The 22,094-nt window shown below is 64.1% G+C and carries 20 protein-coding genes and 1 pseudogene; 11 read left to right on the top strand and 10 right to left on the bottom strand.

Annotated features, from left to right (window positions below; genetic code table 11):
- Nucleotides 1-166: 166 nt before the first annotated feature.
- Nucleotides 167-1,123 carry a DnaJ C-terminal domain-containing protein gene (locus tag BRAS3843_RS25970; RefSeq protein WP_008972070.1) on the bottom strand — a complete coding sequence of 319 codons (957 nt, stop codon included), beginning with the start codon at nt 1,121-1,123 and terminating at the stop codon, nt 167-169.
- 109 nt (nt 1,124-1,232) lie between these two features.
- Nucleotides 1,233-1,601, bottom strand: coding sequence for an RT0821/Lpp0805 family surface protein (locus tag BRAS3843_RS25965; RefSeq protein ID WP_008972069.1), 369 nt, complete (start codon nt 1,599-1,601; stop codon nt 1,233-1,235).
- A gap of 164 nt (nt 1,602-1,765) precedes the next feature.
- On the opposite strand from BRAS3843_RS25965, the gene pdxH reads away from it, so the two are divergent.
- On the top strand, nt 1,766-2,416 hold the full coding sequence (gene pdxH / locus BRAS3843_RS25960) for a pyridoxamine 5'-phosphate oxidase (protein ID WP_008972068.1): 651 nt from the start codon (nt 1,766-1,768) through the stop codon (nt 2,414-2,416).
- Between the two features lie 185 nt (nt 2,417-2,601).
- Entirely contained in the window at nt 2,602-3,354 is a 753-nt protein-coding gene (locus tag BRAS3843_RS25955) for an SDR family oxidoreductase (RefSeq protein WP_035982772.1), read from the top strand.
- A gap of 135 nt (nt 3,355-3,489) precedes the next feature.
- Here the strand turns inward: BRAS3843_RS25955 and BRAS3843_RS25950 are convergent, their stop codons facing one another.
- On the bottom strand, nt 3,490-3,819 hold the full coding sequence (locus BRAS3843_RS25950; RefSeq protein ID WP_008972066.1) for a hypothetical protein: 330 nt from the start codon (nt 3,817-3,819) through the stop codon (nt 3,490-3,492).
- 182 nt (nt 3,820-4,001) lie between these two features.
- On the opposite strand from BRAS3843_RS25950, the gene BRAS3843_RS25945 reads away from it, so the two are divergent.
- The gene (locus BRAS3843_RS25945) at nt 4,002-4,784 is read left to right on the top strand and encodes a class I SAM-dependent methyltransferase (protein WP_008972065.1); all 783 of its coding nucleotides are present in this window, start codon (nt 4,002-4,004) and stop codon (nt 4,782-4,784) included.
- A 72-nt stretch (nt 4,785-4,856) separates the two neighbouring features.
- Here BRAS3843_RS25945 and BRAS3843_RS25940 read toward each other — a convergent pair whose 3' ends face one another.
- Together BRAS3843_RS25940 and BRAS3843_RS25935 are read right to left on the bottom strand one after the other, a co-directional pair.
- Nucleotides 4,857-5,093 (bottom strand): hypothetical protein, encoded by a 237-nt coding sequence (locus tag BRAS3843_RS25940; RefSeq protein ID WP_035982771.1) that lies wholly within the window; start codon nt 5,091-5,093, stop codon nt 4,857-4,859.
- A gap of 464 nt (nt 5,094-5,557) precedes the next feature.
- Nucleotides 5,558-6,535 carry a magnesium transporter CorA family protein gene (locus BRAS3843_RS25935; RefSeq protein ID WP_008972063.1) on the bottom strand — a complete coding sequence of 326 codons (978 nt, stop codon included), beginning with the start codon at nt 6,533-6,535 and terminating at the stop codon, nt 5,558-5,560.
- Nucleotides 6,536-6,883: 348 nt separating this feature from the next.
- Between BRAS3843_RS25935 and BRAS3843_RS25930 the strand changes: the two genes are divergently transcribed.
- On the top strand, nt 6,884-7,567 hold the full coding sequence (locus BRAS3843_RS25930; protein ID WP_008972062.1) for a L,D-transpeptidase: 684 nt from the start codon (nt 6,884-6,886) through the stop codon (nt 7,565-7,567).
- 656 nt (nt 7,568-8,223) lie between these two features.
- Here the strand turns inward: BRAS3843_RS25930 and BRAS3843_RS42290 are convergent.
- Nucleotides 8,224-9,069 (bottom strand): annotated as a pseudogene (locus tag BRAS3843_RS42290) (extensin family protein); the annotation flags it as partial.
- Between the two features lie 138 nt (nt 9,070-9,207).
- On the opposite strand from BRAS3843_RS42290, the gene BRAS3843_RS25920 reads away from it, so the two are divergent.
- From BRAS3843_RS25920 to BRAS3843_RS25905, 4 genes are all read left to right on the top strand, one after another.
- Nucleotides 9,208-10,836 (top strand): fatty-acid--CoA ligase, encoded by a 1,629-nt coding sequence (locus BRAS3843_RS25920; RefSeq protein ID WP_008972060.1) that lies wholly within the window; start codon nt 9,208-9,210, stop codon nt 10,834-10,836.
- Between the two features lie 193 nt (nt 10,837-11,029).
- Complete coding sequence (locus BRAS3843_RS25915; protein WP_008972059.1) at nt 11,030-12,232, top strand: ABC transporter substrate-binding protein; 1,203 nt, start codon at nt 11,030-11,032, stop codon at nt 12,230-12,232.
- 136 nt (nt 12,233-12,368) lie between these two features.
- Nucleotides 12,369-13,583: an MFS transporter gene (locus BRAS3843_RS25910; protein WP_050886522.1), complete on the top strand. Its 1,215-nt coding sequence runs from the start codon at nt 12,369-12,371 to the stop codon at nt 13,581-13,583.
- Nucleotides 13,584-13,730: 147 nt separating this feature from the next.
- Entirely contained in the window at nt 13,731-14,597 is an 867-nt protein-coding gene (locus tag BRAS3843_RS25905) for a DUF1499 domain-containing protein (protein ID WP_008972057.1), read from the top strand.
- 4 nt (nt 14,598-14,601) lie between these two features.
- Here BRAS3843_RS25905 and BRAS3843_RS25900 read toward each other — a convergent pair whose 3' ends face one another.
- From BRAS3843_RS25900 to ribB, 3 genes are all read right to left on the bottom strand, one after another.
- Nucleotides 14,602-15,522, bottom strand: coding sequence for an MBL fold metallo-hydrolase (locus BRAS3843_RS25900; protein WP_008972056.1), 921 nt, complete (start codon nt 15,520-15,522; stop codon nt 14,602-14,604).
- A 237-nt stretch (nt 15,523-15,759) separates the two neighbouring features.
- The gene (locus BRAS3843_RS25895) at nt 15,760-16,974 is read right to left on the bottom strand and encodes an acyl-CoA dehydrogenase (protein WP_008972055.1); all 1,215 of its coding nucleotides are present in this window, start codon (nt 16,972-16,974) and stop codon (nt 15,760-15,762) included.
- 62 nt (nt 16,975-17,036) lie between these two features.
- Complete coding sequence (ribB, locus tag BRAS3843_RS25890; protein WP_008972054.1) at nt 17,037-18,113, bottom strand: 3,4-dihydroxy-2-butanone-4-phosphate synthase; 1,077 nt, start codon at nt 18,111-18,113, stop codon at nt 17,037-17,039.
- A 176-nt stretch (nt 18,114-18,289) separates the two neighbouring features.
- Here ribB and BRAS3843_RS25885 point away from each other — a divergent pair, with 176 nt between their 5' ends.
- Nucleotides 18,290-19,528 (top strand): PLP-dependent aminotransferase family protein, encoded by a 1,239-nt coding sequence (locus tag BRAS3843_RS25885; RefSeq protein ID WP_008972053.1) that lies wholly within the window; start codon nt 18,290-18,292, stop codon nt 19,526-19,528.
- A 230-nt stretch (nt 19,529-19,758) separates the two neighbouring features.
- Here the strand turns inward: BRAS3843_RS25885 and BRAS3843_RS25880 are convergent, their stop codons facing one another.
- Nucleotides 19,759-21,042, bottom strand: coding sequence for an amidohydrolase/deacetylase family metallohydrolase (locus tag BRAS3843_RS25880; RefSeq protein WP_008972052.1), 1,284 nt, complete (start codon nt 21,040-21,042; stop codon nt 19,759-19,761).
- Nucleotides 21,043-21,225: 183 nt separating this feature from the next.
- On the opposite strand from BRAS3843_RS25880, the gene BRAS3843_RS25875 reads away from it, so the two are divergent.
- Nucleotides 21,226-21,669, top strand: coding sequence for a hypothetical protein (locus BRAS3843_RS25875; RefSeq protein WP_035982786.1), 444 nt, complete (start codon nt 21,226-21,228; stop codon nt 21,667-21,669).
- Between the two features lie 153 nt (nt 21,670-21,822).
- Nucleotides 21,823-22,044: a hypothetical protein gene (locus tag BRAS3843_RS25870; protein ID WP_008972050.1), complete on the top strand. Its 222-nt coding sequence runs from the start codon at nt 21,823-21,825 to the stop codon at nt 22,042-22,044.
- The last annotated feature ends 50 nt before the right edge of the window (nt 22,045-22,094 follow it).

Raw genomic sequence — 22,094 nt, 5'->3', positions numbered from 1 at the left:
GCACTTTTTTGTGCCCTCGCTTCACATCCGGACGCAGCGTCGTCCGCGCAGCCAGAGCGCGCGGACAGCCGCGGAGTCATCATATCCGCGGCCCGCACGCTGCGCTCAGCTCGACGTCGAACAAGCAGCGGTGGCGCGACCTCTGCGTCAGAGACGCCGCCGCGTGTTACGGAAGATTGCTGCGCGGATTGTAAGGGTGGCGGTCGCGCCACTTGGTCATCAAGGTCTCGAGCTCGGCGTCATTCCCATCCGGTAGCATGATCCTGGTCGTGACGAAGAGGTCGCCGCTGCCACCGCTCTTGGGCAGACCCTTGCCCTTCAACCGGAAGGTCCGGCCGCTCGACGTGTTCTTCGGAATCGACAGCTCGACCGCGCTGCCCAAGGTCGGCACCCGCACCTTGGCACCAAGCACCGCTTCATAGAGCGATATCGGCAGGTCCAGCCTGAGATCGCTGCCCTCGACCTTGAAGTAAGGATGCGGTGCGATCTGGATCGTAATCAGCAGATCACCCGGCTTGTGGCCGGGCGCGCTCTCGCCCTGTCCCTTCAACCGGATCTGCTGGCCGGCGATGACGCCCGCCGGAATCTTGACATTCAGCTCGCGACCGGTCGGCAGCCGCACCCGCTTCTCGCCGCCATTGACGGATTCCTCGAGCGTGACGGTCATCGAGACGTTCAGGTCCAGATCAAGGCCGACACCACCGGCATCGAAATCGAACGAGCCGCCGCCGGAGCGTGCGCCACGCGCAGCACCGCCGAACATGCTGTTGAGAATGTCCTCGAAGCCGCCTGCGCCGCCGAACCCGCCAGCACCTCCGCCGCTGCGGAAGCTATAGCTCTCGAACCCGCCCGGCCCGGCCCGGCCGGCGCCACCGCCGCCCGGAAAGCCCTGGAAGCGCGGCTTGCCCTCGGCATCGATCTCACCGCGGTCGAATTGCTTGCGCTTCTCCTCATCCCCGAGGATCTCGTTGGCGGTGTTGATCTCGGCAAACTTGGCCGACGCTTTCGGATCGTTCTTGTTGCTGTCGGGATGGTGCTTCTTGGCGAGCTTGCGATAAGCGCTCTTGATGGCCGCAGCGCTAGCGCTCCGCGGCACCCCCAAGACCTCATAGGGGTCGCGCATCCGTCACGTCTCCTTACGAAAATCAGATACTAACCTATGGGCTCCCCGCCCGCTTTGCATTTCATCTGGGGAGTCCGTTGTATTTTTACAACGGGTTCCCGCGGATGAACTAACCCTGCTGCCAAGGTTTGAGGCTGTGAATGGCCCACCGGCCGCGTTCGATGCGACAGGCGGACCCCTGCAGCCAGCGCTCGGTCTTACCATTCACATAGCTGGCGAGGAAATCGCGGCAGGTCTTGCCGGCGTCGCCGGTGTAGATCTTGGCGATCGGCGTCACCGAGCCGCGGGCTCCAGTCTGGGGATTGTGCCACGGTTGGCTGGAATCCTTGTCCCCCTTGGTCAGCACGTCGGAGGCGGCATTGCGGGCGAACGCCAGGTCGGCTTCGGTCGGCTCGGCGGCGACCGGACCCCTGAGCGATCCCGTGACTTCGGCCTCCTGCATCTTGGCGAACGCGCTCTCCGAGCCGGAACGCGACATGGCGCAGCCCCCGCCGGTGAGCCCGATCAGAATCAGTGTAAGCGCGGTGCCGGCGGAGCCGATCGCCGATAGGCCAAAGCGTACCGATGCCCTATATAGGGCCGGAACAGACCGGCACTGCGCGCTCTTGGCCGCGGGTGAACGCAAAACTCGGACTCCCCTCCATGACCGACCCCACGACCATCAAACACCAGACAACCTTAACATCAGGTCACTCGCCCGATTTCACTCAGGCCGGAGAACCGTTTGCGCTGTTTGCCGAGTGGTTTGCGGAAGCCGCCAAGAGCGAGCCGAACGATCCGAACGCGATGGCGCTGGCCACGGTGGACGACACGGGCCTGCCCGATGTGCGCATGGTGCTGATGAAGGGCTATGACGCAGCCGGCTTCGTGTTCTACAGTCATAAAGCGAGCCAGAAAGGCCGCGAACTCGCCACAAATCCTAAGGCGGCCTTACTCTTTCATTGGAAGTCTTTGCGCCGGCAGGTGCGGATCCGCGGCCCCGTGACACCGGTGACGGACGCGGAGGCCGATGCCTATTTCGCCACCCGTCCGAAACAGGCCCAGCTCGGGGCTTGGGCGAGCAAGCAGTCGGAGCCGTTGGAGAGCCGCTTCGCCTTCGAGCAGGCAATCGCCAAGGTCGCCACCCAATACATCATCGGCGAAGTGCCGCGCCCGCCTGGCTGGAGCGGCTGGCGCATCACGCCGCTGCGTATGGAGTTCTGGCACGACCGCCCGTTCCGCCTGCATGATCGGGTTGAATTCCGCCGCGAGACGCCGGCCGATGGATGGACGAAGGTGAGGATGTATCCGTAAGTCTCGTCATCCCGGGATGGTCGCGCGACAAGATGGCTCTGCCATTTTGCGCGGAGGACCAGACCACCGATGCGCAATTGCGCATCTGGGAATCACGAGATTCCGTTTCGATGCTGCGCATCGCCCCGGAATGACGACCCAATGCCGCAACGGCCGTGATAAGCCTGTCAGTGAGAGACCAGTTCATGCCGACCTCATCCAACCAGCCGCGGCGCACGATGATCCTTACCGGTGCGAGCCGCGGCATCGGCCACGCCACCGTGATCCGCTTCTCGTCGGCAGGCTGGCGCGTCATCACCTGCTCGCGGCACCCGTTTCCCGAGGAATGCCCCTGGGACGGCGGGCCTGAGGATCACATCCAGGTCGACCTCGCCAATCCAGAGGACACGCTTCGCGCGATCGACGAGATCAAGCGCAGGCTCGACGGCAACGCGCTGCATGCGCTGGTCAACAACGCCGCGATTTCGCCGAAGGGGCCCGGCGGCTCACGGCTCGGCACTGTCGACACCGATCTCGAAACCTGGAATCACGTCTTCCGCGTCAACTTCTTCGCGCCGATCATGATGGCGCGCGGGTTGATCGAGGAATTGAAGGCGGTGAAGGGCTCGGTTGTCAACGTGACCTCGATCGCCGGCTCGCGGGTGCACCCCTTCGCGGGCGCCGCCTATGCGACCTCGAAGGCGGCACTCGCCGCCCTGACGCGTGAGATGGCTTCCGATTTCGGCCGGGTCGGCGTGCGCGTCAACTCGATCGCGCCGGGTGAGATCGACACCTCGATCCTGTCGCCGGGCACCGAGAAGATCGTCGCCGAGCAGATCCCGATGCATCGGCTTGGCACCCCGGACGAGGTGGCGAAGATCGTCTACGTGCTGTGCACCGACACCAGCTCTTACGTGAACGGCGCCGAGATCCATATCAACGGCGGCCAGCATGTGTGACAGTCAGCCTGCCCACCGCCCGCAGCGATGAGCCTCTCCCGCGGAGCGCCCTGTTAGAGGCGTTTTGCAGGTGGGCGCCCAAAACAAAGCGGCTCTGGAGCTGAGGCTCCGGAGCCGCCACGCAACCTCTCCGTATCAATACCGGCGGAAATGGTGGTGGTGATGATGGTGATGGTGATGGTGGTGCCGATGCGGCCTCACCACGATCACCGGGCGGTGCCAGTGATGATGATGGTGGTGGTGATGGTAGCGCACCTGCACGACCTGAGCGTCGGATGGCTCAGCGCCCTGCTCGCGGTCCATCGCCTGCAGGATGACGCCGGCATTCGGGATCGGCTCCAGCAGATCGGCATAGGAGTTTGCGCGCAACGCGTCGGCCGGCACCTGCACCGGTGCAGCCTGAGATGACGTGAACGTGCCGAGCGCAGCCGCGGCACCCAAAAGTCCGGCGATCTTCTTGTCCAAGTGTATTCTCCAATGTGGTATCCCAGCCCGCGACAAGAACTACGATCACGTACAATGGTTCCCTGCTCTGCTCCGAACCTCGGCAGGTGATGCAGGACTCCGAAACGTGATCGGCGCCGACTCGCGCAGCTCTCGGGCGAGTCCTATCCTCCGCTCAGCTTGAACGATGGATGAACGGCTGCATGGGACGCTTTGCGACCACTGCCGCACTCTACGAGCGGCTGCGTCCGCCCTACCCCGCTGCATTCTTCCAGCGCGTCGCCCAGCAACTGAGGCTCTCGACGCAACAATCGCTGATCGATCTCGGCACCGGTCCCGGCCTGCTGGCGCTGGGATTCGCGCCCCATGTCGGATGCGTGGTCGGCGTCGATCCAGAGCCCGCGATGCTGGCAGCGGCACGCGAGGCAGCGGCGGCAGCTGGCCATGCCGTGATGCTGATCGATGGCAAGGCCGAAGATCTGCCCGCCGACATCGGCCAGTTCGAGGTGGTCACGATCGGCCGTGCGCTGCATTGGATGGAGCGCACGGCGACGCTGAGCGCGCTGGAGCGCCTGCTGGCGCCCGATGGTGCCATCCTGATCTGCACTTCAGCCTCGGTTGCGGACGGCCGTAACCCGTGGCTCGACATCCACAACGCGGCGCGGGTCGCGTGGGCGCAGGACGGGCCGATACCGCTGGGCGGACGATCGGCACGCCTTCATCGCGAACTTGCGGCCTTTCTCGACGGCAGCCGGTTTCGCGAGGCTGAAACGATCAAGGTGGAGGCGAGCCACATGATCAGTGTCGGCGACCTCGCCCGGCGCGTGCTCACCTATTCGTCATCGTCTCCCGCCCTGCTCGGCGACAAGGTCGGCACGATGCTGGCTGATGTCGAGGCGCGGCTGGCGCCGTTTGCGGATAACGGCCAAATCAGGGAAGTGGTGGTGGCGACCGCCCAAATCGTTCGCCAGATGGACCGCCGTTAACGGCGTGGCCGGCTTAACGGGCGGCGACCGGCGAGCGCCCGTTGTCGTGGCGCCACAGATAACGGGCGAAACTTATGCCTCGCAGACCAGCCCGCGCAGGATCTGCGCGGCGCGCCAGCGCAGACGCGCGGTCTCGACATTGAGCGCGGAGGAACACTCCTCCTCGCGCTCGCCTTCCTCCAGTTCGGCGCCGCAAAATCGGCAGGTGTTGGGCGACAGCGCATAGGCAGCAAACGCTCCGGCACGGCCGCGCTGATAGGCCGCGAGCTCGACCACGTTATCCGATGCCGTTATGCGTTTCTCAACCATTGCTGCCTCTTGGCTAAGGCGCGGTGAACGCGCCTTTGTGCTCCTGAGCGGGGCGCCAGAGGTGACGCGCTTTGCGTCGTCGTCGCCGTGCTCATGCTAGCCTTATCGCAGAGAAGTTTCTTTCAAACGTTCAGCGCACCGCTCAAATTTTACCTGAGGAATTGCGGCGGCTTTGCAGCCGACTTGCATTCGAGTAGGCCATTGCAGGTATGCCGGTGGTCCGACGCCAACTCTTGTAGTCCATCTGTAAGGCAGGTTTGCGAATGTTGGCGCGAAGGATCACCGACCAATTCATGGCGAATGTCAGAACGCGTATGCAGATCGTTGCATGCGCGCATCAGGTGCTGCGTGAACCGATGTGAATCTTAGTTGCGAAAAACAGGCGTGAATAAGGCGGATCCGGCAACGATCGGCGCGATGACGCAGGGCACGTCGATCCTATGTTGGCCGTGGCGTTAGTTCAACTACAGCCACTTTTTGATCTTGAAGAGGTAGTAAGGCACGATCGCGGCGAACAGCATCATGATCAGCGCCATCGGATAGCCGTGGACCCATTCGAGCTCCGGCATCACCTTGAAGTTCATGCCGTAGATCGAAGCGATCAGGGTTGGCGGCATCAGCACCACCGCCATGACCGAGAACAGCTTGATGATGTTGTTCTGCTCGAGATTGACGACGCCGAGCATGGCGTCGAGCACGAAGGTGATCTTGCCCGCAAGATAGGAGGCATGGTCCGTCAGCGAGGCCACGTCGCGCTGCATGGTCTTGAGTTGCTCGCGCATGTCCTTCGACCATTTGACGCCCTCGACGACGGCCGAAAGGAAGGTGACGATGCGCCCGATCGAGACCAGGCTCTCGCGCACTTTCGAGGTCAGGTCGCCCTTGCGGCCGATCGCGATCAGGATCTGCGAATATTGCTTGGCGTGGCCGTGCCGCTCGGTATGCGGTTCGAAGATGTCGTGGGAGACCTGGTCGATGTCGGCCCCGACCCGCTCCAGAATGTCGGCGCAGCGGTCGATCACCGCATCGAGCAGTTCCATCAGGATCATCTCGCCGGTGATGCCGGACGGGCAGGCCCGGGCGAGCTTGGCTTCCACCACGGTGAACGGCTTCGGCTGGTCGTAGCGGACGGTGACCAGACGGTGGTCCGACAGGATGAAGGTCACCGCCGTGGTCCGCGGCATGTCGGTGTCCGAATGGCACATCAGGGTCGCGGTCATGTAGCGGGCGCCGTTCTCGATATAGAGCCGGCTGGAGATCTCGATCTCCTGCATGTCCTCCCGCGTGGGCACCGCGACACGGGCAAGCTTCTCGACCGCCTTGTCCTCGGCCGCGGTCGGATTGACCAGGTCGATCCAGACCGCGCTGTCCGGCAGCGCCTGGAGGTCTTGAATGGCCGCCTTCTTCAGCGCCGATTCGCCGGGAACAAACACCGAGAACATCCAGGTCTCCGAAAGGAACAAGATTTTAAGGCTTTAACGCGATTCTCGCTGCAGCCTTGTGACGCAGCTTTCCGGTCCGGTCCACGGCTTCCGCGCAACTCCGACCGCGGCTTTTGAGGCTTCGGTCGCCCGAGCTGTGAACGACAGTGTCCAGAATGGCACAATGCGCACCGCTGTTCCGCGAAATCTTGCGGCAAAAAAGCAACAACCACCGCGCTGCAGCGCCGAGCCGGCCTGGCGACGCTGGAATTGTGACCCGTTTTGTCGATAATGATCCGCAACGGAATCGTCGCGTTGGGGCTGCCGCGCCCAGGCTTGCGCAACCCAAGCTTTAACTGGAAATTTGCCATGTCGCTGAAGGTGAAACTTGGACTTCTGGCCGCGGGCCTGATGCTGTCGGGCTGCATGCAGGCCACCACCTATGAGGCGACCAATGCGCAGGCCTTCAAGCCACACGACAAGGAACTGCTGGCGAAGATCCGCTACACCAACGTACCGGTCGCGGAACCGTTCCGCCGCGCCATCGTCGATTATCATCGCAAGGAAGCGCCCGGCTCGATCGTTGTCGATTCCGACAACCACTACCTCTATTACGTGCTCGATAGCGGCAAGGCGATCCGTTACGGCATCACCGTGGGCGAAGAGGCCATGGCCTGGTCGGGCATCGCCAAGGTCGGCGCCATGACCGAGTGGCCGGCCTGGCACCCGACCTCGGGCGAAATCCAGCGGCTCGGCGTGCCGACCTATGTGCCGCCCGGACCGGACAATCCGATGGGTTCGCGCGCGATGTATCTCTATGCCAACGGCAAAGATACGCTATTCCGCATCCACGGCACCAATCAGCCGGAATATATCGGCGCCTCTATCTCCTCGGGCTGCATCCGCCTGACCAACGAGGACGCGATCGACCTCTACAACCGCGTCAAGGTCGGCACCATCGTGGTGGTGCTGGAACCGCACAAGGGCGACTCGCCGTTCAACTCGCAGATGGCGCTGCAGGGCTCTGGCGGCAACACGGTCGCGATGCAGTAAGCGGCGCGACCGCGCCGGCCCAATCCGGATCAAATCACAGAAACGCGTACGCCATCCTTTTGTGAAAGCGCCGGTTTTCCGGCGCTTTCTTATTTCCGGGTGCGCGAGCTGCCCCGGGCGCCTCGCTTGAGGCTGTCGGAGGCGGCCACTTTCCGCGCGTGAGATCAAAAGAACGACGCGAACGGATTCCACATCCGCGCGCGGTGCCGGTGCTTGCGCGGTGTGGACCGCTCCGCGGCCAGTTTTCGACGCGGCGTCTTTCCCTGGTCGACCTTTTCCGCCGAGGCCCTTTCGGAGGCGTGATCGGGCGAGGCCTTCTCCTGACGCTCCGGATCGGCAGCCGCCTTGCTGCGCGAACCGGCCGAAGGCTTGTTCGGCGACTTGTCATTCCCATCCGCGCTGCCGGTGGCCAGCTCGGCTGAGGAGGCGGCCGGTGCGGGCTTCGACCGAGGGGCAGCTTTCTCCGCACCAGCGTCGGGAGCGGGTTGCGGTCCCTGAGCTGCGTCATGCACCGGCTTTTGGTCTTGAGCCTGAGCCCTGTCCTGCCCGGTCCGACCGCTCTCGGCCTTCGCCTTGCCGTTTGCTGCGTCGGCCTTGTCGCTTTTGGTCTGATCGTCGACCTTGGCCTTAGCGCCGTTCCCGCCCTGGCCGGCCTCCGCGACCGCGCGCGGCGGCGCCTCCTCGGGCCGCTCGGCCGGCAACAGCGGCGCGACCTTCGGCATCGGATCGAGCACGTCCCACTGGCAGATCCGGTAGTTGTTATGGCGCTGCAGCAGGTCGAGATGGATGTGGTCCTCATGGTACCCGTCGGAGTCCGGACCGAGCACCGTGGTGAAACGCGTGCAGGCCGAATGCAGCAGGCTCTCGCGCACCTCCCGCGGCTGGGTCCGGTCGGTCAGCTCGATCATGCGGCCGTCGGCGAGCTTGAAGCCGTGCACGTCGATCGCGTTGGCGCGGCCGTGTTCGGACAGCGGCGCGCCGGTCTTGCCGTTGCGGCCGCGGCACTCATAGGAATCGAAATTGTCCAGCGCGGTAATTGCGCTGCCGAGCTTCGCCACTTCCGGCACAACGTCGCTGCGGACCCAGTTCGCAATTTCGGTGGCCATCGTGCAGCGCATTGTTGCTGCGGGCGTGAGCGTCACGCGCTTCTTGTCCGGCAGCACGACGGCCTCGAGCCGCACCAGATCGTCGCCGCCGCACTCGCCCGGTCCGTGGATCGGCGGGACCGACGGCGCGATCGCGACATCCTCAGTCAGCGCCAGCCGACAGGCCGACGGCGGCGGTGGCCCGGCCGCCTCGGTCTTGTCCTCATCCTTGCCTTCGCTCTTACCAGCCTCGTCCTTGCCCTTTCCGCTCGCAGCGGAAGCCCGCGCCGGCGCCTCTGCTGGGCGCGGCTGGGGCAATGGCACCGGCGCAGCTGCAATCGATTCGCGGGTCTTCGCCGGCTCGGCCGCGGCATGACGGCCGCCGTGGTGCGATCGCGCAGCAGCAGGGTCGGACATGGCGAGCACTGAAAGCACGCTAAGGGCTACGGCGGTAACCACAGTCCAGTTGCGGCTGGCGCGGCCCACGCTAAAATCGTAGGAACCTTTCAAAATACCTCGCTGCAACAAGCGAATACCGTCCGGAGGAACGACCTGATGCTTGGTTTGATGCAAGACTGGCCCCTGCTCTGTCACCGGATCATCGAGCACGCGGCCACGATCCATGGCGCGCAGGAAGTGGTGACGCGGTCGGTCGAAGGTCCGATCGTTCGCACGACTTACCGGCAAATCCACGACCGAGCCCTCAAGGTGTCACAGATGCTGACGCGCGACGGCATCAAGCTCGGTGATCGCATCGCCACCATCGCCTGGAATACGGCGCGCCACCTCGAGGCCTGGTACGGCATCATGGGCATCGGCGCGATCTGCCACACCGTCAATCCGCGCCTGTTCCCGGATCAGATCGCCTGGATCATCAACCATGCGCAGGATCGCGTCGTGATGACCGATCTGACCTTCGTGCCGGTCCTGGAAAAGATCGCCGACAAACTGACGAGCGTGGAACGCTACGTCGTGCTGACCGATGCGGCCCATATGCCGCAGACCGCGCTGAAGAACGCGATCGCCTATGAAGAGTGGCTCACGCAAGCCGACGGCGATTTCGCCTGGCAAACGTTCGACGAGAACACCGCGGCCGCGATGTGCTACACATCCGGCACCACGGGTGACCCAAAAGGCGTGTTGTATTCGCATCGGTCCAACGTGCTGCATGCGTTGATGGCCAATAACAGGGATTCGCTCGGCACTTCGGCCGCAGATACAATGCTGCCGGTGGTTCCCTTGTTCCATGCCAACAGCTGGGGCATCGCCTTCTCCGCGCCGTCGATGGGCACCAAGATGGTGATGCCCGGGCCGAAGCTTGACGGCGCGTCGGTCTATGAACTGCTCGACACCGAGAAGGTGACCTACACGGCCGGCGTGCCGACGGTGTGGCTGATGCTGCTGCAACACATGCAGGCGCATAACCTGAAGCTGCCGCATCTAAAGATGGTGGTGTGCGGCGGCTCGGCGATGCCGCGCTCGATGATCGAGACCTTCCTCAACATGGGCATCGGCGTGCGCCATGCGTGGGGCATGACCGAGATGAGCCCGATCGGCACGCTCGCCACCCTGAAGCCGCCATTCCTCGGCACCGACGGCGACGCCCGTCTCGACGTGCTGCAGACGCAAGGCTATCCGCCCTTCGGCGTCGAGATGAAGATCACCGACGATGCCGGAAAAGAGCTGCCCTGGGACGGCAAGACATTCGGCAGGCTCAAAGTCTCGGGCCCGGCGGTCGCAAAGGCCTATTACCACGTTGACAACAACATCCTCGATGATGAGGGCTTTTTCGACACCGGCGATGTCGCCACCGTCGACCCGCACGGCTATATGCGCATCACCGACCGCTCCAAGGACGTGATCAAGTCCGGCGGCGAATGGATCTCTTCGATCGAATTGGAGAATCTGGCAGTCGGCCATCCCGCGGTGGCGGAAGCCGCGGTGATCGGCGTGTGGCATCCGAAATGGGACGAGCGGCCGCTGCTCATCATTCAGCTCAAGCAGGGCCAGGAGGCCACGCGCGAGGACATCCTGAAGTACATGGACGGCAAGATCGCAAAATGGTGGATGCCTGACGACGTCGCCTTCGTCGACGGCATCCCGCATACGGCGACCGGCAAGATCCTGAAAACGGCGTTGCGCGAGCAGTTCAAGGCCTATCGCTTCCCGAACGCGGCGGCCTGATCCGACAACTTGGGTGATCGATCCATGCGGCCTCTGCCCGACCTGGCAGGGGCCGCTTTTCGTTTTGGCACGCCGATTTGCGCGGCAGCGAGCCTGGAACCTTCGGTCGACCCGACGAAAGACGTATTGGAGGGCGGCCTGCGGGTTCCTAACGTCGCGGCAATTCAAAACAAGACACAGGGAAACGCCCATCATGTTCCAATTTACGCGTATTGTTCCATGGCTCGTGAGCGCCTCGCTCGCGGCAACCGCCGCGCATGCCGCCGGCAACAAGGTCGTCATCGGCGACATCGACGACATGTCCGGTCTTTATGCCGACGTCATTGGCCCCGGCGGGGTCGAGGCCGCCAAGATGGCGATCGAGGATTTCGGCGGCAGCGTGCTCGGCAACCAGATCCAGTTCATGGAGACCGACCATCAGAACAAGCCCGACATCGGGGCACAGAAGTTCCGCGAATGGGCCGATCGAGACGGTGTCACCATGATCCTTGGCGGGTCCAACACCGGTGTCAGCCTGGCAATGGCCAACGTCGCCAAGGAGAAGAAAATCCCGTTCATCGCGATCGGCGCGGCGGGCGCTTCGCTGACCGGGAAGGACTGCACGCCCTACACCGTCCACTACGCCTATGACACGACCTCGCTCGCGAACGGAACCGCCAAGACCATGGTGAAGCAGGGCGGCAAGAAATGGTTCTTCCTCACTGCCGACTACGCCTTCGGCTACCAACTGAAGGACGCCGCCTCAAAGGTGGTCGAAGCCAATGGCGGCCAGGTCGTCGGCGAGGTGCGCGTGCCGCTGTCGACCTCGGACTTCTCGAGCTATCTGCTGCAGGCGCAGAACTCCGGCGCGCAGGTGCTGGGCCTCGCCAACGCGGGCAACGACTTCACCAACTCGATCAAGGCGGCCGACGAGTTCGGCATCGCCAATTCAATGAAGCCCGCCGCATTGCTCGCCTTCATCAGCGACATCCACAGCCTCGGACTGAAGACGGCACAGGGGCTCTATCTCACCACCGGCTGGTACTGGGATCTCAACGATAAGACCCGGGCGTTTGCCAAGCGCTATTACGAGAAGACCAAGCGTGAGCCCACCATGAACCAGGCGGCCTATTACTCCGCCACCATGACCTATCTCAATGCAGTGAAGGCGGCAGGCACCACCGATTCCGACAAGGTGATGGATCAGCTGCGCAAGACCAAGATCGACGACATGTTCACGGACAACGGCAAGATCCGCGCTGATGGCCTGATGGAGCACGAGATGTACATCATGCAGGTCAAGAAGCCGGAGGAGTCCAAATATCCGTGGGACTATTACAAGCTGGTGCAGACCATGTCGGGCGAAGAGGCGTTCGGCAAGCTCTCCGATAGCGCCTGCCCGCTGGCGACACATTAAGCCGACTGCCCCTTCGGGCTTGGAGTATGTGGCCTCCCTCGCGACATGCGATGGGAGGCCATTTGCGTTGAGGCGACTGCGATGGGCTTGAGATGGCGCAAAACCGCCTGGGCCGGCCGCTGATAGCCTCTGATCAATGGCGACGCAATCACAACAAACCACCGCGACGTGGCGCGACATACCGACAACAGTCCTGACGCTCGGCATGGTATCGCTGCTGATGGACATCTCCTCCGAGCTGATCCACGGGCTGCTGCCGGTGTTTCTCGCCACGGCCATGGGTGCGAGCACCGTGATCATCGGCCTGATCGAGGGCGTGGCGGAGGCGACCGCGGCGATTACCAAAGTGTTCTCCGGCGTGCTGTCGGACCGGATCGGCAAGCGCAAGCTGCTGGTCGGACTCGGCTATGGACTCGCGGCCGCGACCAAGCCGGTGTTTCCGCTGGCCAGCACGGCCTGGCAGGTGCTGGCGGCGCGGATCGTTGACCGCATCGGCAAGGGCATCCGCGAGGCTCCGCGCGACGCGCTGATCGCCGACATCACACCGCCAGGCATCCGCGGCGCGAGCTACGGCTTGCGCCAGGCGCTGGATACGGCCGGCGCGGTTGCCGGCCCCCTGCTCGCGGTCGCCCTGATGGCGCTGTATGCCGACAACTTCCGCGCCGTGTTCTGGTGGTCGGTGGTGCCGGCCGCACTCGCGGTAGCATTAATCCTCATCGGCGTGCGTGAACCGGCCGCGAATGCGCAACAGCAGCAACGCGGCTGGCCGATCCATCGTCAGGAGTTGCGGCGGCTGTCGCGCGCCTATTGGATCGTCGTCGCGATCGGCGGCGTGTTCGCACTGGCCCGCTTCAGCGAGGCGTTCCTGGTGCTGAAGGCGCAGGCCGACGGCTTGCCGCTCTCTCTGATCCCGCTGGTCTACGTGCTGATGAACCTGGTCTACGCGGCGGTTGCGATGCCGGCCGGCGTGCTCTCCGACCGGATTGGCCGCACCAACCTGCTGATCTGCGGGCTGATCGTGCTCGCCGCGGCCGACCTCATATTGGCCTTCGCGCCCGGCCTGACCGGCACAGCCGTCGGGGTCGCGCTCTGGGGCCTTTATCTCGGCCTGACGCAGGGCCTGCTTTCGGCGCTGGTCGCCGACACCGCACCGCTCGATCTGCGCGGCACCGCGTTCGGGATCTTCAATCTCATCACCGGCGGCGCGCTGCTGGTGGCAAGCCTGCTCGCGGGATGGCTGTGGCACGCCTTCGGCCCGCAGGCGACGTTTGCGACCGGCGCAGTGTTCTCAGCCGCCACCATCCTGATGATGCTCACCGCCCTGAGAACCGATACCGCCGACCGCGCCTGAACCCGGTATCGATCAACCGTCTCGCGCCACCCCTCCCAGGAAAGCCTCTTTGAATCCAAGGCCCTTGAATTTACCGCATCCACGTGGTCTCACACGGATGAATTGGCGGCCGATGCGGCCGGCATGGCCCCCAAAGCGGCGGTTCCGATGGCCCGCAGATTTCATGCTCCCTATCTGTCGGAGCCCGTCTCCAGCCTGGCGACCTGGACCCGCAATCTTGCGGTGTTCTCGGTGGTGGCTGTGCTGGTTTCGGTCCTGATCGTTCGCTTCGACTTCCTCGAGATGAAGCCGGCGCTGGCGACCTTCTTCGGCGCGCTGGGCCTGGCCGTGCTCTCGATCCTGGTCGGGCTCGCCGCCTTCGTCGCGATCTGGCAGAACGGCAGCCGCGGCATGGGCCGCATCCTGTTCGCCTTCCTGATCGATGCGGTCCTGCTTGCCTATCCCGCCTACCTCCTCCTGCAATATCGCAAGCTGCCGAAGATCTACGACATCACCACCAATCTGATCGAGCCGCCGACATTCGAGGCGCTGGCGCCGCTGCGCACCGGCGACGACACCAATCCAGCGGTCTACGCCGGGCTGACCGCGTGGGAGAAGCAGCAGAAGTTTTATCCCGACATCGAGCCCGTGCAGCTCGAACTGCCGCCTGACCGCGCCTATGCCCTCGCGCTGAAGCTGGTCAACCGGCGCAAATGGTTCGTCGTCGACGAGCGGGCACCGCAGCCGCCACGCCGCGAGGGTCGCATCGAGGCGGTGGCGCGGACGCCGATCATGGGCTTTCGCGAGGACATCTCGATCCGCGTTAAGCCGGACGGCGAGGATTCCCAGGTCGATATCCGCTCAGCCTCGCGCTATTCGGGCTATTTCGATTCCGACCTCGGCAGCAATGCCTCGCGCGTGACCAAATTCATCGAAGACCTCAGCACGGCTGGCGAAACCGAGGCGCAGAAGCCGGTGAAGAAGGTCGTCCCGCCTCCACCGGCCAAGCTGCCGGCGAAGACGGTGAGAAAATGACGAGCTAATCGTTCGTCAGCCGATAGGTCCCGCCGATCACCGGATCGCCGTCGGTCGCGACCACGCCGCGGGCGACGAGGTCTTCCAGATGCGCCAGCACCGAATAGCCGGCTGCCGTCGTCAGGCGCGGATCGATGCCGATATAGCTGGCGCGCACGATGGTCGGGATGTCGGCCTCGCCCTTGCTGAGCCGATGCAGGATCGAAGCCTCGCGCGCCTGGCGGTGCCGGATCAGGAAACGGACGTAGCGCGGGCCTTCGGGGATTTCAGGGCCGTGACCTGAGAGATAGAGCTGCTCCGGCCGGCCTGCGAGCCGTTCCAGCGAGGCCATGTAGTCGACCATCGAGCCATCCGGCGGCGCCACGATCGAGGTCGACCAGCCCATCACATGATCGCCGACGAAGCTAGCGCTCTGCTCGGGCCAGGCGAAAGCGAGATGATTGGCGGTGTGGCCGGGCGTCGTGACGGCTTCCAGCCGCCAGCCGTCGCCTTCGACGACATCGCCCTCCCCTACCCTGACATCCGGGTTGAACTCACGGTCGGCGCCGGACTCCGGGCTGTGCTTCTCGCTTTCGTAACGCGGTCGCGAGGCACGATGCGCCCCCTCGGCGTACACCGTCGCACCGGTCGCCGCTTTCAGCCGGCCGGTATTCGGCGAATGGTCGCGATGGGTGTGGGTGACGAAAATGTGCGTGACGGTCTCGCCGCGGACGGCATCCAGCAGCGCCGCCGCATGCGCCTCATTGTCCGGGCCGGGATCGATGATCGCGACTTTGCCGCGGCCGACAATGTAGCTGACCGTGCCGGTGAAGGTGAACGGGCTCGGATTGTTGCAGAGGACGCGACGAATGCCGGGCCGAACCTCTTCCACCACGCCGGGCTTGAGCGGAAAGTTGCGGTTGAATGGAACGTCGTCCTCGGCCATGGATGCCTCTTCTACGCAACGGGCAGGTCTACGAAACGGGCAAGTCGGCGCCTCATTCTCCGCCGTCATACCCCGCGTAGGCGGGGTATCCAGTACGCCGGGGCGCCGATGAGACCCCGAGATGCCGGTGTTTACTGGATCGCCCGCCTACGCGGGCGATGACAGCAACGGTGGTACGCGCGTCCCGGAATGGGGGGACGAACAAAGATAGTGACGGCAGTGACGTGCCGGCAATGCTCAACCGAACGCCTGGATGCCGGTGATGGCGCGGCCCAGGATCAGCGCGTGCACGTCGTGGGTGCCCTCGTAGGTGTTCACCGTCTCGAGGTTCGCGGTGTGGCGCATCACGTGATACTCGATCTGGATGCCGTTGCCGCCGTGCATGTCACGCGCCACGCGGGCAATGTCCAGCGCCTTGCCGCAATTGTTGCGCTTGACGATCGAGATCATCTCCGGCGCCATTTTGCCTTCATCCATCAGCCGGCCGACGCGCAGTGACGCCTGCAGACCCAGCGCGATCTCGGTCTCCATATCCGCAAGCTTCTTCTGCACCAGCTGGGTGGCGGCGAGTGGCCGGCCGAACTGCTTGCGGTCCAGCGTATATTGCCGGGCACGCTGCATGCAGTCCTCCGCCGCACCGAGCACGCCCCAGGAGATGCCGTAACGGGCGCGGTTGAGGCAGCCGAACGGCCCCTTCAGCCCGGAGACGTTCGGCAGCAGCGCGCTCTCCGGCACGACCACGCCGTCCATCACGATCTCGCCGGTGATCGACGCACGCAGCGACAGCTTGCCACCGATCTTCGGGGCCGAGAGGCCCTTCATGCCCTTTTCGAGAATGAAGCCGCGGATCTGGTCGTCATGCGCGGCCGATTTGGCCCAGACCACGAACACGTCGGCAATCGGCGCGTTCGAGATCCACATCTTGCTGCCGGTCAGGCGATAGCCGTCGGCGACCTTCTCGGCCCGCGTCTTCATGCCGCCGGGGTCGGAACCAGCATCCGGCTCGGTCAGGCCGAAACAGCCGACCCATTCGCCGCTCGCGAGCTTCGGGAGGTATGTCTTGCGCTGGTTCTCGTCGCCATAGGCATAGATCGGATACATGACCAGCGACGACTGCACCGAGTTCATCGAGCGATAGCCGGAATCGACCCGTTCGATCTCGCGCGCGACAAGCCCGTAGGCGACATAGCTCGCATTGGCGCAGCCATATTCCTCCGGCAGGGTAATGCCGATCAGACCGAGCTCGCCCATCTCGTTGAAGATCTCGCGATCGGTCTTCTCTTCAAGATAGGCTTTGGTAATGCGCGGCAGGAGCTTGTCCTGCGCATAAGCGCGCGCGGTGTCACGGACCATGCGCTCGTCTTCGGTGAGCTGATCGTCCAGCAAGAACGGATCATCCCACTGGAAGCTTGCCTGGGACGGCTTGTCCTTCGCCTGAGGGCGCACGCTCATGAAAAATCCTTTCGCGTCCTGACTGCGTATCTTGGCTGCTATGGAAGTTAAATCGTCGGGTTTCAGCCTTCAAGGCGTTCGTTGGCGACGATCTCGATGCCAAACCCCGACAGGCCTTTGTAGTCATGCACCGAGGAGGTGAGGTTCCGGATCGAGGTAATGCCGAGATCGCGCAGAATCTGCGCGCCGACACCGACTTCGCGCCATTGCCGATGGCGATCGGCCTCGGCCGTCTGCTGTTCGCCCATCGGTTCGACCGGAACACCCGCCGCACCATCGCGCAAATACACCAGCACGCCCCGCCCGGCCTTCTTGAAGTGCTGAAGCACCGCTTGCACCCGTTGCGGTCCGGTGATGAGGTCCTTGACGATGTTCGGCTTGTGCAGCCGCGTCAGCACGTTCTTGCCATCACCGATCCCGTTATACACGAAAGCCGCGTGCATGATCGGATCGAAGGGAGAGCGGTAGGCATAGCCCTGCAAGGGACCAATCGGGCTGTCGGTGGTGAAGGTCGAAACCCGCTCGATCAGCTTCTCGCGCGCCTGTCGATAGGCAATCAGATCGGCGATGGTGACGTGCTTGAGGTTGTTGGCGGCAGCAAAGCGGGTGACCTGATCGCCCTTCATCACGGTGCCGTCGTCATTCATCAGCTCGGAGATGACGCCGACCGGCGGCAGTCCGGAGAGCTTGCAGAGATCGACGGCGGCCTCGGTATGGCCGGAACGCAGCAGCACGCCGCCGTCGCGCGCGATCAGCGGAAAGATATGCCCCGGCCGCGCGAAATCGTTGGCGCCGGCGTTGGGATTGGCCAGCGCCCGGCAGCAGGACGCCCGCTCCTCAGCCGAGATGCCGGTACCACCATCCGGCTTGTAGTCGATCGACACGGTAAAGGCGGTCGTATGATTGGAATCGTTGTACGCCACCATCGGATCGAGGCGCAGCCTGCGCGCATCCTCGCTCGTGATCGGCGCGCAGACGATGCCGGACGTGTGGCGGATGATGAAGGCCATCTTCTCCGCCGTGCAAAGCGAGGCCGCAACGATCAGATCGCCCTCGCCCTCGCGATCATCGTCATCGGTCACCACCACGAGTTCGCCCTTGGCGAACGCCTGCAGAACTTCCTGGATTGAATCGGCCATCAACAATCTCACTGGTTTTGCCGGTGCTTTAGCCGGGTTCCCGGGGCGGCGCCAGTACCCCGCGACAGTTCTTCCGCCGCGCGAAACGCGTCTCAGTCGGCACGCGTCCATGTCACGACAATCGTTGTGGATTTGTTTAGGATCGGCGGCAAACAAGAACAAGGGAGGCGCCGCACATGGCCTCATTCGATTTTTCACCCCTGCTGCCGGCAGGCCTGCCGGCTCCCGTGGCGCGCTGGACTGGCCTTGCCAAATACAGCTTCGTGGGCGGCAACAACGATCCCGACGGCGTCCCGGTCGAGGACCTGCGCCGGGCGGCCGATGCCGTTCTCACGCGCGAAGGCCGCTCGCTTGCGACCTACGGGCTCGGCCATGGACCACAGGGCTATCGGCCGCTGCGCGACTTTCTTGCCGGGAAGCTTGGACGCGATGCCGGCCTCTCCTGCAGTGCCGACGACATCATGCTGGTCTCAGGCTCGCTGCAGGCGCTCGATCTGGTCAACCAGGCGCTGCTTGCGCGCGGCGACACCGTGATCGTCGAGCAGGACAATTATCAAGGTACCTTGACCCGGCTCGCCAGGCTCGGCGTCAACGCGGTCGGCATCCAGCTCGACCAGGACGGGATGCGGATCGACGCGCTGGCCGCCGCACTCGCCGATCTCAAGGCGCGCGGCATCAAGCCGAAATATATCTATACCATCCCGACCGTGCAGAATCCGACCGGCACCGTGTTGCCGGAAGCGCGCCGACGCGAGTTGCTGCGGCTCTCGGAAGACCATGGCGTGCCGATCTTCGAGGACGACTGCTACGCCGATCTCACCTGGGACGGGAGCCGCCCGCCGGCGATCCATGCCATGGCCGAGCATGGTGGCGTGATCCACATCGGATCGTTCTCCAAGTCGGTCGCGCCAGCGCTGCGGGTCGGCTTTGTGGTGGCGCCCTGGCAGATCATGTCGATCATGCTGGCCCTGAAGACCGACGCCGGCTCAGGCGCGCTGGAGCAGATGCTGCTCGCGGAGTACTGCAAAACGCATTTCGAGAGCCACGTGCCGCAGCTCGTCCGCGGCTTGCGGGCCAAGCTGGACACGCTGATGGAGGCGCTGAATGCCGAGTTCGGGACGGCAGCCGAATTCGCTGCACCAAAGGGCGGGATCTTCCTCTGGGTCAAGCTGCCGGACCAGGTGGATGCGATGAAGCTCGCCCAGGCGGCGCTGAAGGCCGGTGTCTCGATCAATCCGGGACCGGAATGGTCGACCGATGCCGCTCACGCCAGAAGCCGGCTGCGCCTGTGCTTCGCCAGCCCCTCGCACCAGCAGATCAGGGAAGGCATCGCTATCCTCGCCGAGATCTGCCGCCAGGAGTTTGGCGTGCCGGTGCGGTCAGCGAATGTCGAGCGAACCAGCGCGGCGGGCTAGCCAGCCTGCAATGGACTGCGAACTGTCTGCGACTAATTTAGGTCCCGGCTCTGCGGAGCAGCACTTCGTGCTGCACCGCGTCCGGGACACGAAGGCGGCGTGACGAACACGCGGCGCACGAAATAACCTAGCGGCGAATCTCTTGTCCCGGACGCGGCGCGGCGCGAAGCGACGCACCGCAGAGCCGGGACCCAGACGCATCTGTGAGGCCGACCTCGCCAGGCGCCAGTTCACCGCACCGAGAACGGTGCCTGGTACGGCCGACCAAAGGGCACGCCGTTGATCACGGTCTGCACCGGTTTCAGTTGCAGCTTCCCGTCGCGCTTGTTGTCGCGGGTGTCGACGAAGGTCACCGGCCCCTCCACCAGGTCCATGATCGCGACATCGCCGGGCGCACCGATCTGAAGCGTGCCGATCTTCGGCGCACGATTGATGATCTTGGCTGGCGCCGAGGTCGCCATCGTCACGACCTGCTCCAGCGGGAAGCCCATGGCGAGAAACTTGCCCATCACGTTCGGCAGGAACGGCACGCCGGGAGAGTTGCCGGAAAACACGTGAATGTCGGACGAGATCGTGTCCGGCGTACAGCTGGCGGGAATTGCGACCTCCGCCACCGTGAAATCGAAGCTGCCGCCGCCATGGCCGACGTCGAACAGCACGCCACGCTGCTTGGCGGCGAGCGCCGCCGGCAGCAGTCTGCCGTCCTGCACGATGTTGGTGAAGACGCCTGACATGTTCGGCGCACCAGAATAGGCGTGCGTCAACACGTCGCCGGGCCGCAGCAGGTCGAGAATCTCGGACATCAGCTCCTTGGTCTCGACCCCGCCGATATGCACCATCATCCGCGCCGGCCAGCCGCACAGTTCGCAGGCCTTGATACCGCGCTTCAACGGCTCGAGCCCGTGCTTGAAGATCACGTTCTCCGACATCCTCACCTTGACGCCGATCAGGAAATCTGGGTTCTCGGCCAGCGCCATGGCGCAGGCGTCGACCTGGGCATTGTCGAGATTGTAGAGCTCGGCGACCGGAAACGACGACAGCCCGTTATTGGCGATGTGGACGAAGGCGTAGATCCGGGCCCGCGACTGCCCCGCAATATAGCGGCGCAGGCCGGCGAGATTGTTGACACCGGCATCTCCGGCCGAGACCACGGTGGTCGTGCCCTGGAATTGCACCAGCTCATCCGGCGGAATGCCGATCGCCGAACCATAGGCATAGATGTGACAGTGCAGATCGACCAATCCTGGCATCACCAGGCGGCCCGCGGCATCGATCGTCTTCAGGGCGCGTTCCGCCGGGATCTCCGGCTCGATCGCCTCGATCGTGCCCCAGCGGATGCCGATGTCCCGCTTGCCCCGCAGCGACTGGCTGGGATCGATGACGTCGCCGCCCTTGATGATGAGATCGAACTTGTCGGACGGCCCCATTGCTGCATGGGAGGGTCCGCCGAACGCGGCCGCCGCTGCGGCTCCGGTCGACTGCACGAGGAATTCGCGGCGCGACACTGCGGACATGCTTGGGCTCCCCCGATGATGATTTTTATTTGCGGCGAGCATGCGCCTGCTGTTCCGGTTGCGCAAGGGATTGCGCGCAATCGCCTCGCACCGAAACCTCACCTGCAGATGGGCGGAGGCGTTGCAAGGCTGACGCAGCAGCTTATGTTCGGAATGCTCCCTTCCCTCAGAGCTGATCCCGTGATGTCGTTCCGCCCGCTCCCCGTCGCCCTGCTCCTGCTTTGCTTCGGCTCACCCGCCTCCGCCGGATCGGCGGCTACTGAGATCGCGCAGGAATGGGGACTGCTCGGGACCTGGGCGGTCGACTGCGCGAAGCCGGCGAAACGAGGCCAGGGCAATACGATCTCCTACGAAGTCACAGCAGACGGACGCTTGATCTATCGGCGCGACTTCGACTCCTCCGATACCAACGAGGTCACGGACGCCCGGATCGAGAACGGTGATACGCTGGTGCTCTCGATCGTGATGCCGCACTACAAGCAGACCCGCGAGAACGGGATCACTAAGGGGGCGGACGGCAGCATCCGCTCGCTCTTCAATCGCGGCGCCGACGGCAGCTACACCATTCGCGACGGCCGCTTCATCGCCAACGACAGGCCGACGCCTGCCTTGCGGAAGTGCAATTAGTTAGATCCTCGCGCGTCAACGGATCGAGCTACCGTCGATTTGTAGCAACGCCGCGAGCCTGAACAGACGTTCAGGATTCCGCTGTTAGTTCCAGCGGAACGTTCGGCCACACGCCAAGTTTATTGTCCACCGAAGCTTGAGGAGGAGGACATCATGACGAAGCTTGGTTTTGCTGTTGCGGCCCTGGGTGCCATCGTGATCGCGGCGCCGACCATCGCCAGCGCGGAGACCGTGGTCATCAAGCGTGGCCACCATGACGACTGGCGCGGCGCTCGCGCCGAATACCGCATGCATCGCGACTGGCATCGCGACTATCGGCCGTTCCACCGCGACCACGACCGCACCGTGATCATCAAGCACCGCCACGAGTACTGATCACAAGCGCCGAGACAGGAATGGCCCCACCCGGGGCCATTCCTTTGCGC

The sequence above is a fragment of the Bradyrhizobium sp. STM 3843 genome (genome assembly GCF_000239815.1).
Classification (GTDB): domain Bacteria; phylum Pseudomonadota; class Alphaproteobacteria; order Rhizobiales; family Xanthobacteraceae; genus Bradyrhizobium.
The sequence above is the reverse complement of the archived record's forward strand: the minus strand, read 5'-3'. Positions and strand labels throughout refer to the sequence as shown.

Coding starts and splice junctions, on each gene's coding strand:
- BRAS3843_RS25970 (WP_008972070.1), bottom strand. CDS start 1,123: ATGCGCGACCCCTATGAGGTCTTGGGGGTGCCGCGGAGCGCTAGCGCT.
- BRAS3843_RS25965 (WP_008972069.1), bottom strand. CDS start 1,601: ATGTCGCGTTCCGGCTCGGAGAGCGCGTTCGCCAAGATGCAGGAGGCC.
- pdxH (WP_008972068.1), top strand. CDS start 1,766: ATGACCGACCCCACGACCATCAAACACCAGACAACCTTAACATCAGGT.
- BRAS3843_RS25955 (WP_035982772.1), top strand. CDS start 2,602: ATGCCGACCTCATCCAACCAGCCGCGGCGCACGATGATCCTTACCGGT.
- BRAS3843_RS25945 (WP_008972065.1), top strand. CDS start 4,002: ATGGGACGCTTTGCGACCACTGCCGCACTCTACGAGCGGCTGCGTCCG.
- BRAS3843_RS25940 (WP_035982771.1), bottom strand. CDS start 5,093: ATGGTTGAGAAACGCATAACGGCATCGGATAACGTGGTCGAGCTCGCG.
- BRAS3843_RS25935 (WP_008972063.1), bottom strand. CDS start 6,535: ATGTTCTCGGTGTTTGTTCCCGGCGAATCGGCGCTGAAGAAGGCGGCC.
- BRAS3843_RS25930 (WP_008972062.1), top strand. CDS start 6,884: ATGTCGCTGAAGGTGAAACTTGGACTTCTGGCCGCGGGCCTGATGCTG.
- BRAS3843_RS25920 (WP_008972060.1), top strand. CDS start 9,208: ATGCTTGGTTTGATGCAAGACTGGCCCCTGCTCTGTCACCGGATCATC.
- BRAS3843_RS25915 (WP_008972059.1), top strand. CDS start 11,030: ATGTTCCAATTTACGCGTATTGTTCCATGGCTCGTGAGCGCCTCGCTC.
- BRAS3843_RS25910 (WP_050886522.1), top strand. CDS start 12,369: ATGGCGACGCAATCACAACAAACCACCGCGACGTGGCGCGACATACCG.
- BRAS3843_RS25905 (WP_008972057.1), top strand. CDS start 13,731: ATGGCCCGCAGATTTCATGCTCCCTATCTGTCGGAGCCCGTCTCCAGC.
- BRAS3843_RS25900 (WP_008972056.1), bottom strand. CDS start 15,522: ATGGCCGAGGACGACGTTCCATTCAACCGCAACTTTCCGCTCAAGCCC.
- BRAS3843_RS25895 (WP_008972055.1), bottom strand. CDS start 16,974: ATGAGCGTGCGCCCTCAGGCGAAGGACAAGCCGTCCCAGGCAAGCTTC.
- ribB (WP_008972054.1), bottom strand. CDS start 18,113: ATGGCCGATTCAATCCAGGAAGTTCTGCAGGCGTTCGCCAAGGGCGAA.
- BRAS3843_RS25885 (WP_008972053.1), top strand. CDS start 18,290: ATGGCCTCATTCGATTTTTCACCCCTGCTGCCGGCAGGCCTGCCGGCT.
- BRAS3843_RS25880 (WP_008972052.1), bottom strand. CDS start 21,042: ATGTCCGCAGTGTCGCGCCGCGAATTCCTCGTGCAGTCGACCGGAGCC.
- BRAS3843_RS25875 (WP_035982786.1), top strand. CDS start 21,226: ATGTCGTTCCGCCCGCTCCCCGTCGCCCTGCTCCTGCTTTGCTTCGGC.
- BRAS3843_RS25870 (WP_008972050.1), top strand. CDS start 21,823: ATGACGAAGCTTGGTTTTGCTGTTGCGGCCCTGGGTGCCATCGTGATC.